The organism is Halorubrum sp. C191 (assembly GCF_002727095.1).
In the GTDB taxonomy this organism is placed as follows: domain Archaea; phylum Halobacteriota; class Halobacteria; order Halobacteriales; family Haloferacaceae; genus Halorubrum; species Halorubrum ezzemoulense.
In genome coordinates this window covers 1-13,626 of the sequence record NZ_NHNZ01000203.1, presented here as the reverse complement: position 1 = coordinate 13,626, position 13,626 = coordinate 1, and the positions used below count along the sequence as shown (strand labels likewise).

11 protein-coding genes are annotated in these 13,626 nt (G+C 68.9%); 7 read left to right on the top strand and 4 right to left on the bottom strand.

Annotated features, from left to right (window positions below; genetic code table 11):
• Window positions 1–58 precede the first annotated feature (58 nt).
• Genes Z052_RS17930 through Z052_RS17915 form a run of 4 tightly spaced genes read left to right on the top strand, consistent with a single transcriptional unit; the run spans window position 59 to window position 4,676 of the window.
• Entirely contained in the window at window positions 59–1,534 is a 1,476-nt protein-coding gene (locus Z052_RS17930) for an extracellular solute-binding protein (protein ID WP_094521245.1), read from the top strand.
• Between the two features lie 12 nt (window positions 1,535–1,546).
• Window positions 1,547–2,554, top strand: a complete 1,008-nt coding sequence (locus Z052_RS17925) for a carbohydrate ABC transporter permease (RefSeq protein WP_094521247.1) — start codon at window positions 1,547–1,549, stop codon at window positions 2,552–2,554.
• Window positions 2,551–3,549, top strand: coding sequence for a carbohydrate ABC transporter permease (locus tag Z052_RS17920; protein WP_241898007.1), 999 nt, complete (start codon window positions 2,551–2,553; stop codon window positions 3,547–3,549). The genes Z052_RS17925 and Z052_RS17920 overlap by 4 nt, the downstream gene beginning before the upstream one ends.
• A gap of 2 nt (window positions 3,550–3,551) precedes the next feature.
• Complete coding sequence (locus Z052_RS17915) at window positions 3,552–4,676, top strand: ABC transporter ATP-binding protein (protein ID WP_094521249.1); 1,125 nt, start codon at window positions 3,552–3,554, stop codon at window positions 4,674–4,676.
• A 32-nt stretch (window positions 4,677–4,708) separates the two neighbouring features.
• Here the strand turns inward: Z052_RS17915 and Z052_RS17910 are convergent, their stop codons facing one another.
• On the bottom strand, window positions 4,709–5,782 hold the full coding sequence (locus tag Z052_RS17910) for a TrmB family transcriptional regulator (protein ID WP_094521250.1): 1,074 nt from the start codon (window positions 5,780–5,782) through the stop codon (window positions 4,709–4,711).
• 172 nt (window positions 5,783–5,954) lie between these two features.
• Between Z052_RS17910 and Z052_RS17905 the strand changes: the two genes are divergently transcribed.
• Window positions 5,955–7,319: a glycoside hydrolase family 68 protein gene (locus tag Z052_RS17905; RefSeq protein ID WP_094521251.1), complete on the top strand. Its 1,365-nt coding sequence runs from the start codon at window positions 5,955–5,957 to the stop codon at window positions 7,317–7,319.
• A 95-nt stretch (window positions 7,320–7,414) separates the two neighbouring features.
• On the opposite strand, the gene Z052_RS17900 is transcribed toward Z052_RS17905, so the two are convergent.
• Both Z052_RS17900 and Z052_RS17895 read right to left on the bottom strand, forming a co-directional pair.
• Window positions 7,415–7,894: a universal stress protein gene (locus tag Z052_RS17900; RefSeq protein ID WP_094521253.1), complete on the bottom strand. Its 480-nt coding sequence runs from the start codon at window positions 7,892–7,894 to the stop codon at window positions 7,415–7,417.
• A gap of 264 nt (window positions 7,895–8,158) precedes the next feature.
• Window positions 8,159–10,285 carry a glycoside hydrolase family 32 protein gene (locus tag Z052_RS17895; RefSeq protein ID WP_094521255.1) on the bottom strand — a complete coding sequence of 709 codons (2,127 nt, stop codon included), beginning with the start codon at window positions 10,283–10,285 and terminating at the stop codon, window positions 8,159–8,161.
• Window positions 10,286–10,504: 219 nt separating this feature from the next.
• On the opposite strand from Z052_RS17895, the gene Z052_RS17890 reads away from it, so the two are divergent.
• Entirely contained in the window at window positions 10,505–12,178 is a 1,674-nt protein-coding gene (locus Z052_RS17890; protein WP_094521257.1) for an alpha-glucosidase, read from the top strand.
• 156 nt (window positions 12,179–12,334) lie between these two features.
• A complete protein-coding gene (locus Z052_RS17885; RefSeq protein WP_094521259.1) occupies window positions 12,335–13,273 on the top strand; it encodes a carbohydrate kinase in 939 nt (312 codons plus the stop codon).
• A gap of 31 nt (window positions 13,274–13,304) precedes the next feature.
• On the opposite strand, the gene Z052_RS17880 is transcribed toward Z052_RS17885, so the two are convergent.
• Window positions 13,305–13,514: a hypothetical protein gene (locus Z052_RS17880; protein WP_094521261.1), complete on the bottom strand. Its 210-nt coding sequence runs from the start codon at window positions 13,512–13,514 to the stop codon at window positions 13,305–13,307.
• Window positions 13,515–13,626 lie beyond the last annotated feature (112 nt).

The window sequence follows — 13,626 nt, the reverse complement described above, 5'->3', positions numbered from 1 at the left end:
GTCGTCTATTATTGGCATCAATAGTTATATACGGATGTATTTTATAACAACAGCTGTAATGGTAGATACAGACTCCGGTTCGGACGGCGGACGCGTGGGGGTATCACGACGGCGCTTCATCGAGGCGGCCGGCGCGACGGGCGCGACGGTCGGTCTCGCGGGCTGTGGGGGCGGCGGTGGGAGCGGCAGCGGGCCGATCCAGATCACCATGGACGCCGAGTGGGAGGGCATCTCGGACTCGGTGACACAGAGCCTGTACGACGCGGGGTTAGACGAGTCGATCGAGGTCGAGATCCTGCCCGGGGACTTCGAGTCGGGCGCCCGCCGCTCGGAGTTCACCTCGGCGCTCGACGCCGGCCGTGCGAGCCCGGACATCTTCATGATGGACTCGGGGTGGACGATCCCGTTCATCGCGCGCGGCCAGCTGGTGAACCTGAGCGAGGAGCTCTCCTCGGAGACGGTCGAGTACGTCCAGAACAGCTACCTGTCGAGCGCGGTGAGCACCGCGAGCGACCCCAGCTCCGGCGACCTGTTCGGGGTCCCGCTTTTCCCCGACTACCCGGTGATCCACTACCGGCGCGACCTCGTCGAGGACGCCGGCTACGACCCGGACGCCGAAAACTGGGCGACCGAGCCGCTCAGCTGGCAGGAGTTCGCCGAGGTCGCGGCCGACGTGTGGGAACAGAACGGCGGTCCCGACGGCGACCAGATCGACTACGGGTTCACCACGCAGGCCGACAACTACGTCGGACTCGCCTGCTGTACGTTCAACGAGACGATGACCTCCTTCGGCGGCGGGTACTTCGGCGACCACGAGAACCTGTTCGGTCCCATCGGCGACCGGCCGATCACGGTGACGGACGAGCCGGTCCTGAACACGATCCGCATGATGCGGTCGTTCATGGAGGGACCGGACGCGGAGTACGCGCACCCTGACTTCCCGCAGATCTCCACGACGGACCTCCTCTCGTTCACCGAGGAACCGTCGCGGGAGCCGTTCACCTCCGGGAACGCGATCTTCCACCGCAACTGGCCGTACGCGATCCCGCTCAACCTCGACTCCGACGCGTTCGACGCCGAGGACTACGACGTCATGCCGCTGCCGTACGGCGTCGAAAGCGGCGAGGGACAGTACGAGGGCACCGGCGGCCCGGCCGCGGCGCTCGGCGGCTGGCACCTCACGATCAACCCCAACACCCAGCGGCTCGACGAGGCCGTCCAGGTGCTCGAGGCGTTCGCCAACGAGGAAGTGATGGTGAACAACTTCTCCGAGGGCGGCTACCTCCCGCCGGACCCGTCCGTCACCGAGTCGGTCGACCCGGAGGAGGTCGGCGCGCTCGGCGACTTCCTCGACACCCTCGCGGTCTCCGGACAGAACACGGTGCCGCGTCCCGTCACCGTCGCGTGGCCCGACCAGGGGTCGCAGGTCGCCTCGGAGGTCTCCGCCGCGTACCAGGGCGAGAAGTCGCCCCAGCAGGCGATGTCCGACCTGGAGAGCTCGCTCAGCTCCATCGAATCCGACCTGGCCGAGTAACGAGGGCAGAGCATGTCCACCGACACGCGGAGCGACGGATCCGGTTCGCTGCTCGCTCGCCCGCTCAACTGGCTGGAGACGCAGAGCGAGGAGGTGTACGCCTACGTCCTGTTAGTGCCCGCCTTCGCGCTGCTCGCAGTCGTCGCGTTCTACCCGCTGATCGAAACGCTCCGTTTCTCGCTCCTGGCCGACGCCGTCGCCTCGGCCGACCCGTTCGGCGAGTTCGTCGGTCTCGAGAACTACCTGAACCTGCTGAGCGGCGACACGACGTTCACCCAACAGTTCATCTCGGTTTCGACGACCGACTCGTTCCCGTTCGTGGAGTTCGGTGCGCCGTTCCTCCAGCAGGCGCTTTTCGTCACGCTGGCGTTCGCGGTGTTGAGCGTCCTCTTCGAGACGCTGATCGGATTCGGACAGGCGCTCGTGCTCGACCAGGACTTCTACGGGCGGCGCTGGGTCCGCGTGTCGATCATCATCCCGTGGGCCATCCCCATCGTCATTCAGGGGATGATCTTCTTCCTCATTTTCAACCCGACGATCGGGTTCGGCACCGAGTTCATGCAGTGGCTCGGCGTGTTCGGTAGCAACCCGCTCGCGAGCAGCAGCGACTCGTTCATGATCGTGCTCGTCGCCGACATCTGGAAGACGACCGCGTTCATGGCGCTTCTCATCCTCGCGGGGCTCCAGAGCATCGACCGCGGGCTCTACGACGTCGCGAAGGTGTCCGGCGCCTCGCCGTGGCAGCGTTTCAAGTACATCACGCTGCCGCTCGTCGCGCCCGCGCTCATCGTCGCGATGCTGTTCCGGACGATGGACGCGATGCGGATCTACGGGCTCATCGACGCGACGGCCGGCTGTGAGACGGTGCCGTCGCTGACCTGTCTCGTGATCATCGCGCTCCAGGAGAGCCGGCGCTGGGCGACGGCCTCCGCGGTGGCGTTCCTCACCGCGGTCGTGATAAGCGGCTTCGTGGCGGCGTACCTACTGGCGCTGCGGAACAACGACGGGGGTGTGGCATGAGCGACGGAGCCACCGACGGGGGGACCGCGGCGGAGCCGGACCCGACGGCGGACATCGCCGAGCAGGCGCGGACGGAGGAGCCGGACCTCGACCGCGGCCTCATCGAGGCCTGGGCGGCGCGGATGATATCGAACCCCGACCTCGCGTACCGCGCGACGTTTTACGTGGCGACGATCTTCTTCCTCGTCACGACGCTTTTCCCGTTCTACTGGCTGTTCGTACTCGCGGTGACGCCGCGGAACAACCTCTCTGAGGTCGGCGTCTTCCTGCCGGCCGGGTTCAACCCCGCCGCGTTCCTCGAAATATTCACCACCCTACCGTTCCACCGGTACGTGTTCAACAGCTTCCTCATCGCGACGATCGCGACGGTCGCGGTGCTTTTCGTCGGGAGCCTCGCCGGCTACGTGTTCGGCCGGCTCGACTTCCGCGGCCGCAACCCGCTGCTGTTGTTGGTGTTAGTGACGTCGTTCTTCCCGCCCGCGGCGTTCTTCATCCCGCTGAACCGGCTGTTCAACACGAATGTCGACGTGTTGCGGCCGCTGCTCTCGTCGGGGTCGCTGTACAACACGCCGTACGCGATCTTCATCCCGCTGTCGGCGATCTTCCTGCCGCTGTCCATCTTCATTCTAATGACGTTCTACTCGCAGATCCCGGACGGCTTAGAGGACGCGGCCCGCGTCGAGGGGACGACCCGAATCGGGGCACTGTTCCGCGTCATCGTGCCGCTGTCCGCGCCCGGCGTCGCGACGGCGGGCGTGTTGACGTTCATCTCGGTGTACAACGAGTACTTCTTCAGCTCGCTGATGACCGACGGACGGCCCGGAAGCTGGGCGCCGATGCTCGAGGGCATCCTCCGGTTCCAGGGCGAGTTCGAAGTGTTGTACAACCTGATGGCCGCCGCCAGCATCGTCGCGGTGCTGCCCGTCGCCATCCTCGTCGTCGTCGCACAGGAGAAGATCGTCAGCGGTCTCACCACGGGCGCGGTCAAGGAGTAACCATGGCATCAGTCAAACTCGAAGGAATCACGAAACGGTACGAAGACGTAACGGCAGTCGACGACATGAACCTGGGGATCGAGGACGGCGAGTTCGTCACGTTCGTCGGCCCCTCGGGGTGCGGGAAGTCGACCACGATGGAGACGATCGCGGGACTCACCCTCCCCACCGAGGGGACGATCGAGATCGGGGGCCGGGACGTCACCGACCTCCCGCCGAAGGACCGCGGGATCTCCATGGTGTTCCAGAACATCGCGCTGTTCCCCCACATGGACGTGTACGACAACATCTCCTTCGGGCTCCGCCTCCGGAAGTACGACCAGGAGGAGGTGGACCGCCGCGTGGAGGAGGCGGCCGACATCGTCCAGCTGGAGGGGATGATGGACCGGATGCCGAGCGAGATGTCCGGCGGGCAGCGTCAGCGCGTCGCCATCGCCCGCGCCATCGTTCGCAACCCCGACGCGTTCCTGATGGACGAGCCGCTGGCGAACCTCGACGCGGAGCTGCGCGTTCACATGCGCACGCAGCTCCAGCGGCTCCACCGCGAGCTGGACACCACCATCGTCTACGTCACGCACGACCAGGCGCAGGCGATGACGATGTCCGACCGGATCGCGGTCATCAACGGGGGAGTACTCCAGCAGGTGGCGCCGCCGCTCGAGTGTTACAACGAGCCGGCGAACCGGTTCGTCGCCGGCTTCATCGGGTCCCCGTCGATGAACTTCATCGAGGGGAAGGCGGTCGAGAGCGGGTTCGAGTCGACCTACGCCGACGTCGAGTTCGACCCCGACGCGCAGGGAGTGTCGCCGGGACAGGACGTCACGGTCGGGGTTCGCCCGGAAGACGTTCACCTCGAGCGCAACGCCGAGGAGGCGGGCGCGCCGACGAGGGCGTTCGACGCCGTCGTCGACGTGATCGAACCGGTCGGCAAGGAGGTGAACGCGTACCTCCTGTTCGACCGCGACGTCGAGGCGAGCGCCGAGGGCCGCGGCGAGGGACAGCTGCTGATCAACCTGGAACCCGACACGACCATCGCCGAGGACGACGACGTGCAGGTCGTGTTAGACCGCGAGAACGTTCACCTGTTCGACCGGGCGAGCGGCGACGCGATCGGTCACTCGCTGTAGTCGGCGCCCCGCGGTCGAAGCCGCCCCGACCGTTACGCGACGCCGACGAGCGTGATCCGGTGGGCCTCGATGTCTTCGACCATCGCGCCCCACCCGCCCACCTCCACGGGACCCTCGTCGGTCTCGACCACGAGCGCGACCTGCCCGCCGTAGCTCGCGATGACGTCGACGTCGGCCGCGTTCTCAGTGCCGGTGACGAGGATTTCGGAGAGCTCCCCCTCGACGGTCCGCGTCGCTCCGCTCTCGGTGTCGGTCCCCTCGATCCGGACCCTGACGGTCGCGCCGTCCCGGACGAGCGGCGCGACGTCGCGGACGCAGTAGCGGATGTCGACGTACTCGATCGGCGGCTCGTCGCCGATCGAGGAGTAGATCGGCTCCCAGGTGTCCCACTGCGTCGTGAGGAAGTACCAGTGGAACACGTACGTGTGGGTCCGGTCGTCGACTAAGACGCCGTACTCGTTCGTCGACCCGGCGTGAGGGGCGAAACACGTCTTCGTCCGGTCGACGATCACCGCGAACGGCGAGGGGAGCCGACGGTGCCGCGCCTCCGAGCAGACGTCGCTCAGCGCCTCGGGGTCGGGCAGCGCCGCCGCTTCGTCCTCCGGCGTGTGGATCGAGAGGTTGACGCGGACGCCCCGCTCCGTCGCGTCGCGAAGCGCGGGTCGGAGCTGTTCGAAGTCGTCGACGGCGACCGAGACGTTCACTTGCGACTCCGCCCCGCGGATGAACTCGTCTGCGTTTTTGATCACGGTCTCGAACCGCGTGACGATGGTCACGGTCGACTGCTCGACCGAGGGCTCGTTCCAGCGGCGCTCGATCTCCTCGGTCGCCGCGGCGAAGCGGCTCGCCCGTGACTTGAGGTCGTCGACGATCGCGTCGAGGTCGTTCGCCCGCGCGTACATCGACTCCCGCTCGTACGTCTCGATGTACCCCGTACTCTCTAAGTCGCGCAACACGTCGTAGATCCGGGGGTCGGGGACGCCGCTCGCGTCCGCGATGCGGGTCACCGGCGCCGCCCCGAGCTCGAGGACGGTGATGTACGCGTCCGCCTGATACGGCGAGAGTCCCGCCTCCTCTAACGTCTCGGAGAGCTCTGCGCGCTCCACGGTTACCACTCGACGGCGACACCGACTCGGCCGGCCGTTCGATCGGTCATGGACCGAGCTACCACGGCTGTAATAAAATGTTTTATCATTGTGTTTCCGGGCGGCGGCGTCGCCGAGCCGGGACGCGATTCCGACTGAAAAGGCTTTATTCGGTCCGTCGTCGATGGGGGGTATGAACAACGAGCGCGCCGGCGACGGGGGTCAGCCGCGGTCGCGGTGGACCCGAGAGCAGGCGGGAGGGATCGAGCGGCGCCCCGGAAACGTCGCCCCGGTCGCCGGCCCGCCGGGGGTCGACCCGTTCCCGGACCTCCACGTCTGGGACACGTGGCTGCTGCGGGACCGCAACGGGGCGATCGCCGACGTCGACGGGTGGCGCCTCGCGTTCTCGCTCACCGCCGACGCGGACCTCCTCCCCGGGACCCGGCACGACGTGGCCGAGATCCGGTGTTTCTACTCGGCGGACGGCGAGCGCTGGCGCGACGCGGGTCCTGTCTTCGACGGCGGCGCGCTCGGGCAACGCCAGTGGGCCGGCTCCGCGCTGTACGACGACGGAGACCTGTATCTCTACTACACCGCCGCCGGCCGCGACGACGCCGCGGAGCTGACGTACACGCAGCGGATCGCGGTCGGACACGGCGGATCGGTGACCGCGGACGACGACGGGGTCGCGCTCGAGGGACCGTGGCGCCACGAGACGCTGTTAGAGCCGGACGGCGAGTGGTACGAGACCGAGGCGCAGTCGAGGGGGATGACGTACACCTTCCGCGACCCGTGGTTCTTCGAGGACCCCGCGACCGGCGAGGCTCACCTCCTCTTCGAGGCCAACGTCCCGGCGCCGGAGCGCGAGGGCGACGACGCCGAGACGAGCGAGCGCCGCGAGTTCAACGGCTGCGTCGGGGTCGCCGCCGCCCCCTCGGGCGACCCGCTCTCGTGGGAGCTCCGCCCGCCGCTCCTCGACGCCGTCGAGGTGAACCAAGAGCTCGAACGGCCGCACGTCGTCGCCGCCGACGGCCGCTACTACCTGTTCGTCTGTAGTCACGTCCACACGTTCGCCCCGGGCGTGACCGGCCCGGACGGCCTGTACGGCTTCGTCGCCGACGCGTTCGAGGGACCGTACCGCCCGCTCAACGGGACCGGCCTCGTCGCGACGAATCCTCCGGACGCCCAGTTCCAGGCGTACTCGTGGATGGCGTTCGCCCACGACGAGGAGGTGTTGCTCCAGAGCTTCTTCAACTACCACGACTTCGCGGGCGACTCGCTCGACGCGGTCGCGGAGTTCTCGGAGACCGAACAGCGCGCGCGGTTCGGCGGCACGCTCGCGCCGACCCTTCGGCTCGCGCTCGACGGCGACGAGACGCGGCTGCTCGGCGCGCTCGACGCCTGGCGGATCCCGACACCGGACGAGGCGCTCCCGCCGGTCGACGAGTCCGGACTGCCGGACGACGACTTCGACGGAAAGATCCGCGAGAGCGGCGTTCGCGGCGGCTACGACGCCGACGCGCGGTCCGGGTCGGAGTACGACGAGCCGTTGCCCTAGCTCGCGGGCTATTTCGCGGCGTCTGCGACGCGTGCGATCGCCGAGTGGCCGAGGCTCGGTCTCCGGTGCGTCCGGCGCGGCGAAAGGCGACGGTCTCAGGCCGGGACCGCCGCTTCCGTCCGCTCTTCGGACCGTTCTTTGACGAACGTCACCGGGCAGTCGGCTCCGAGCAGCACGCGCTGCGCGGTCGAGCCGAACAGCGCCTTGCCGGTCGCCGAGCGGGTTCGCCCGCCGACGACGACGAGGTCCGTATCGAGGGCTTCGGCCTCTTCGAGGATGCTCTCGGCGGTCTCGCCGAGCGCGCCGCGGACTTCATAGTCGACGCCGGCGCGCTCGAGGCGCTCCGCGACATCGGTGACGATCTGCGACCGCTGCGAGACGTCGTCGGGCGTGACCTCCGAGTCGGGGTCGATGTTCAGCTGGGTCTCGATCGTGTCGTACCGCTCGTGGTCGAACACGTGGAGGAGGGCGATGCGACCGTTCGGGTCGACGACGGACGCGGCGGTCTCTGCGAGCTCTTCGAGTCGGCTCTCGTCTTCCGATCCGATAGCTAGGAGGACGGTGTTCATGCTCATATCAACTACACGTAGGTGACGAGGGAATTTATATCTTCGCAAAGTTAATCCGGAGTTGAGTTAATATTCATGTAGTTCGGGTCATGCGTGCTCGGGGTCGCGCTCGCGGACCGTCGGGGGAACGGAGACGCGAGGCGGCCGTCGATGGGGTTCAGTCGCCCTACCTCCGAGAGTGGCAAAAAGGCACAGCCGCCGGTCACGGCGAGATGAATCCCGAGTCGAGGCGGGCGACAGCCTACCGTCGTCGCCTCGGTGCCCGCCGAGTCAGTCGGTGCGCGGCGTCGCAGAGTCCGTGTACGCGTCTCCGAGCTCCCAGACGGACACGTCCTCGACGGCGGCGCGGCCGCCAGACGCCGCGAAGGAGATCCCGGTGCTATCCGCTCGGGTCGGGTACACGCGGCTCGTCAGGCAGTGCCGCTCGTTGGCGAATATCTCCACCGTGGAGCCGTCGAGGAAGACCCGGAGCGTGAGCGGTTCGTCGTACGGCGTCACCGACATCCGCTGCTCGTCGCTCCGGGCGCGCGGGTCCTCGCTCGCGGCCGAGCGGTCGACGACGAGCTCGTTCGTCGCTTCGTACCGGATCTCGGTGCGCTCCCGCCGGTCTGGCGACTCGAAGACCGAGAGCGTCACGCCGTCGGCGTCGTCGAGCGCGACCGTCGCGGTCAGTTCGAGCGCCCGGCCGCCGCAGGGCGGGGTCCAGCGGTCGCCGTCGAGCGAAGCCGACTCCCCATCGATTTGTTTCGCCTCTCTGAGGCCGGTCAGCTGTGGCGCCGGACGCTGGGTAAGCTCGCCCGATTCGTCCACCTCGATCCGCCGCGGCACCGACAGCGAGCCGGACCACCCCGCGTCCCACTGCGCCGCCTCGTCGCGGGCCTCCGGGAGCCACCCCCACGTCAGGTAGCCGTCGTCGACGGCCATCGACTGCGGCGCGTAGAAGTCGCCGTGGTCGAGAACGCCTCGGGACGCGACTTCGAACGCCCCGTCGCGTCGCTTACCGACGAAGTACGGCACGGTCTCGTAGTCTGAGACGTGGAGGAGGTCCCACTCTCCGAACCGGAGCAGCTCGGGGCACTCCCAGACCGCCCCGGCGTCCGCTCGCTCGGCGGTCAAGAACTGTCCCTCGTAGCGCCAGTCGCGGAGGTCCTCGGAGCTGTACCGGAAGACCGTCCCGCCGACGTCGGCGAGTCCGGACCCGATGAGCTGGTGCCACCGGCCGTCCTCGCGCCAGACGCAGTGGTCTCGGAACTCCGCCTGCCAGTGTTCCGTCTCCAGCACGTCGACGTCGTCCGGCGGCGCCTCGATGACCGGGTTCGACCGATCTTTGGTCCACGACCGGAGCGTCGGGTCCGCGGCGGTCGCTAGGCAGGGGAGCTGACGACGGTCGCGCCCGCCGGTGTACAGTATCGTCGGTTCGCCGTCGAACTCGACCGCACAGCCGGACCAGCAGCCGTCCCGGTCCGGGCCGTCCGGCGAGGGCGCCAGCGCGACCGGCTCGTCCCGCCAGTGAACGAGGTCCTCGCTCGTGGCGTGGCCCCAGTGGATCGAGTTGTGGTACGGCCCGCCCGGGTTGTACTGGTAGAACAGGTGATACGTTCCGTCGCGCTCGATCAGCCCGTTGGGGTCGTTGAGCCAGTTCGCCGGCGACGTGACGTGGTACCGGGGGCGCTGCCGGTCGCCGTCGAGTCTCGCGCGGAGGCGCCGGAACCCCTCGGCGTCGACCGGGCGGTCGAACCGCGGGTCCGGGCCGCTCGCCAGCGACTCGACGAGCCCCTCGACGAACCGGTCCCGGTTCGTGCCGTACGGCTCCGCGATCTCGGAGGCGAGCGACAGTTCGCTGACGCCCAACACCGCACCACCCTCCGGCTGCCACGAGACCACGCCGGTCTGCGTCGGCCGGTCGCGTTCGCCCTCGACGGTCGACGCGAGCACCTCGCCCTCAGCGGGGAGCTGGTCCTCGTAGCGGGCGTACGGGAGCGTTCCGCGGTCCGCGACCGGGGTCCGGAGCCCGTCGAACGCCTCGACCGCGGGGTGGTCGTCGTACACCGACCGCCAGAGGGGCCCGGTGGGAGCCGTGACGGTCCGCGTCCCGACGGCGTCGGGAGCGACGGACTCGAAGCCGAGCGACGTCACGGCCTCTACGGCGCGGAGGCTCAACAAGAGCCCGCCGTTGCCCCGGACGTACGCCGCGAGCGCCGACGCGGTCCGGTCGTCGACCGCCGGCGCCTCCGCGCGGTGCCACCAGAGGACGTCGTGCGGCGTCGACGCGGTGACCTCTGCCGGGTCGACGGTCTCGACGTCGTACCTGGCGTCCGCCCACTCGCGCGCTGCCTCCTGTCGGTCGCTCGGGGCCCCCTCGACGAGAAGCCCGACGCGAACCGGCGTGGCTGTCATGCGTCGGTTACCGCGTCCCGGGGTAAAAACGCGATCCATCTCGCGGCGCGGGGGCGGCGGTCGTCTGCCGCCGCCGACCGCTCGAACCGGGTGACTGCGAACGCCCCGGTCGGTTTCGATACTTATAATCAACGAGGGGCAAATGACGACGTAGTACCGGTCGGACCGGCGGGGCGCCGCGCGGACCGTGGGCCGCGCCGACCGGATCACACGCACAAAATGACAGAGCGCACATGGTGGAAGGAGGCGGTGGTGTATCAGATCTATCCGCGGAGTTTCAACGACAGCGACGGTGACGGGGTCGGCGACATCCCCGGAATCGTCGAGAAGCTCGACTACGTCGACGAGCTCGGCGTCGACGCCGTCTGGCTCAGCCCGGTGTACGAGTCGCCCCAACGCGACAACGGGTACGACGTCAGCGACTACCGCTCGATCCACTCGGAGTACGGGACGATGGACGACTGGGAGTCGCTGCTGGACGGCCTCCACGACCGCGACATCCGCTTAGTGATGGACATGGTCGCGAACCACACGTCGTCCGAACACGAGTGGTTTCGTCGGTCCCGCGCGGATCCGGACGGGGAGTACGGCGACTACTACGTCTGGCGCGAGGGCGACCCCGACGAGCCTCCGAACAACTGGGAGTCGTTCTTCGGCGGCTCGGCCTGGAGCTACGATGACGGGCGCGAGGCGTGGTACCTCAGCCTCTTCGACACGACGCAGCCCGACCTCAACTGGCGCAACCCCGACGTCCGGGCGGAGATGTACGAGGTGATGAACTGGTGGCTCGACAAGGGGATCGACGGGTTCCGGCTCGACGTCCTCAACCTCATCTCGAAGCCCGAGGAGCTGCCCGACGGCGATCCCGACCGGGAGCTGGTCGGCAGCGAGCACTTCGTCGACGGGCCGCTGATCCACGAGTACCTCGCGGAGATGCGCGAGGAGGTGTTCGCCGGCCGAGACATCGTCACCGTCGGCGAGATGCCGGAGCTCACCCTCGAATCCGCCCGCGAGTACACCGGCGAGGACGGCCCGCTCGACCTGGTCTTCCCCTTCGAACACGTCCAGATCGACTTCGGCCCGAAGGGCCGGTGGGACGCCGGCGAGTGGACGCTGCCGGAGCTCAAGTCGGTCCTCGACAGGTGGCAGCGCGGCCTCGGCGACGAGTGGTGGACGACCCTCTTCTTCGAGAACCACGACCAGCCGCGCAGCGTCTCGCGGTTCGGCGACGACGAGCGGTACCGCTACGAGTCCGCGACCGCGCTCGCGACGGTCCTACTGACGCTTCGCGGAACGCCGTTCGTCTATCAGGGCCAGGAGCTCGGTATGACGAACACGACCTTCGAGAGCCTCGACGACGTCGCCGACGTCGACACCGTCCGCAACGTCCGCGAGTTGATCGCGGACGGCGTGTACGGCGGGTACGGGGAAGTCAGGGGCGTCGTCGAGGCCCGGTCGCGCGACAACGCCCGGACGCCGATGCAGTGGACCGACGACCGGCACGCGGGCTTCACCGACGGGGACCCGTGGCTCCCGGTCAACGACGACTACGAGGTCGTTAACGCCGCCCGAGAGCGCGAGCGGACGCCGTCCGTGTTGTCGTACTACCGGACGCTGATCGAGGTGCGGGGTGACTCGGACCCGCTCCGGTACGGCTCCTACGAGCTCCACTACCCCGACGACGAGCAGCTGTACGTCTACGAGCGTCGCCTCGACGGCGAGCGGGTCGTCGTGGTGCTCAACCTCTCGGGCGAATCACGGTCGGTCGACATCGACAGGGTCGACGCGTCCGCCGCGCTGCTCCTCGGGAACTACGAGTCGGTGCCCGAGGCGCCCGGAGAGCCGTTCGACCTGCGCCCCTACGAGGCCCGGCTGTACGCCGAGTCGCGCTGAGGACGCCGCGGGCGTCGGCGGCGAACGCCGCAGCGGGCCCGTGGACTTAATACCGGCACACGCGAGGTTGCGGTCGAGAGATGTCCCGCCGGCGACGAGGGGAGACGACCGCGGAGCGATGGCACGGCCAGCACAGCGGACGTGGCGGGGCGCGACATGGCGCGTGAGGCGCTCGTCGCCGGCGAGGCGCTGATCGACTTCATCCCCGACAGGCACGGTCCCCTAACGGCGGTCGAGTCCTTCTCCCGACGCGCGGGCGGCGCGCCGGCCAACGTCGCGGTCGGGCTCGCCAGGCTCGACCGGACGCCGTGGTTCTGTACGGCGCTCGCGACCGACGCCTTCGGCGACCACCTCGCGACCGTGCTCGACCGCGAGGGGATCCCGGACCGATTCGTGCGCCGCGAGCCGGACGCGCGGACCGCGCTGGCGTTCGTCTCGCACAGCGAGGACGCCGACCGGGAGTTCACCTTCTACCGGCAGGGGACGGCCGACAGGCTGTTCGACGCGAGCGGCGTCCCGGACGACGTCCTCGACTCGGTTGACGTCGTGGTCGTCGGCGGGGTGACATTGACCGTCGAGCCCGCACGGTCCGCGACGTTCGACCTCGTCGAGCGCGCCCGGGAGACCGGCTGTCGGGTCTGCTTCGACCCGAACGTCCGGCCGGAGCTCTGGGAGGTCGACCCCGAACCGACGCTGCGGCGGATGCTCTCGGCGACGGACGTGCTCAAGGCCTCAGGGGAGGACCTCGGCGGCGACGCGCTGCCGGCGGACCCCGACGAACTGCTCGACGCCGGACCGGACGCCGTCTTCCTGACGGAGGGCGACGCGGGGGCGCGCCTGATCGCCGGCGAGGACTCCCCGTGGGGGCGCGGCGAGTGGCGCCACGGCGGCTACCGCGTCGACGGCGTCACCGACACGACGGGCGCGGGCGACGCGTTCACCGCCGGCGTCGTCGCGGGACTGGTCGACGGGACCACGCCCGAGGAGCTCCTCGGGTTCGCGAACGCCGTCGCCGCGGCCTCGACCCGGTCCGAGGGCGCGATGACCGCGCTCCCGAACAGGGAGGCGATCCGGCGTGTCCGGGAGGACGCCTGACCGCCGCTCCTCCGATCGCTCGCGGCGAGCCTCACTCGGCGTTCGACCGGGCGTTCGCGACGACGACGTCGATCAGGTACGAGAACGCCGGGAACAGCACTGCGACCACGGCGAGGTGTCCGGGATCGATCCCCGCGGGACCGTCGAGGAGAAGCCCGGTGTACTGGAGGACCGCCAGCGTGAGCACCACGACCGTCGTTCGCGCGGCGTACCCTGCGAGCGACCGGTTCGGGAACCGCATACGGCGGGCTGGCTCCTCCACTCACTCAACGCTTTCGGGCCGGTCCCGCTCGCGTTCCCGCCGTCGATCCAACACTCGCTCGAACCCCTTCCCCGGCCCGAAAGCGTTGAGT

Excerpts from the sequence above, each read along its gene's own strand:
- Z052_RS17930 (WP_094521245.1), top strand. The coding sequence starts at position 59 with ATGGTAGATACAGACTCCGGTTCGGACGGCGGACGCGTGGGGGTATCA.
- Z052_RS17925 (WP_094521247.1), top strand. The coding sequence starts at position 1,547 with ATGTCCACCGACACGCGGAGCGACGGATCCGGTTCGCTGCTCGCTCGC.
- Z052_RS17920 (WP_241898007.1), top strand. The coding sequence starts at position 2,551 with ATGAGCGACGGAGCCACCGACGGGGGGACCGCGGCGGAGCCGGACCCG.
- Z052_RS17915 (WP_094521249.1), top strand. The coding sequence starts at position 3,552 with ATGGCATCAGTCAAACTCGAAGGAATCACGAAACGGTACGAAGACGTA.
- Z052_RS17905 (WP_094521251.1), top strand. The coding sequence starts at position 5,955 with ATGAACAACGAGCGCGCCGGCGACGGGGGTCAGCCGCGGTCGCGGTGG.
- Z052_RS17900 (WP_094521253.1), bottom strand. The coding sequence starts at position 7,894 with ATGAGCATGAACACCGTCCTCCTAGCTATCGGATCGGAAGACGAGAGC.
- Z052_RS17895 (WP_094521255.1), bottom strand. The coding sequence starts at position 10,285 with ATGACAGCCACGCCGGTTCGCGTCGGGCTTCTCGTCGAGGGGGCCCCG.
- Z052_RS17890 (WP_094521257.1), top strand. The coding sequence starts at position 10,505 with ATGACAGAGCGCACATGGTGGAAGGAGGCGGTGGTGTATCAGATCTAT.
- Z052_RS17885 (WP_094521259.1), top strand. The coding sequence starts at position 12,335 with ATGGCGCGTGAGGCGCTCGTCGCCGGCGAGGCGCTGATCGACTTCATC.
- Z052_RS17880 (WP_094521261.1), bottom strand. The coding sequence starts at position 13,514 with ATGCGGTTCCCGAACCGGTCGCTCGCAGGGTACGCCGCGCGAACGACG.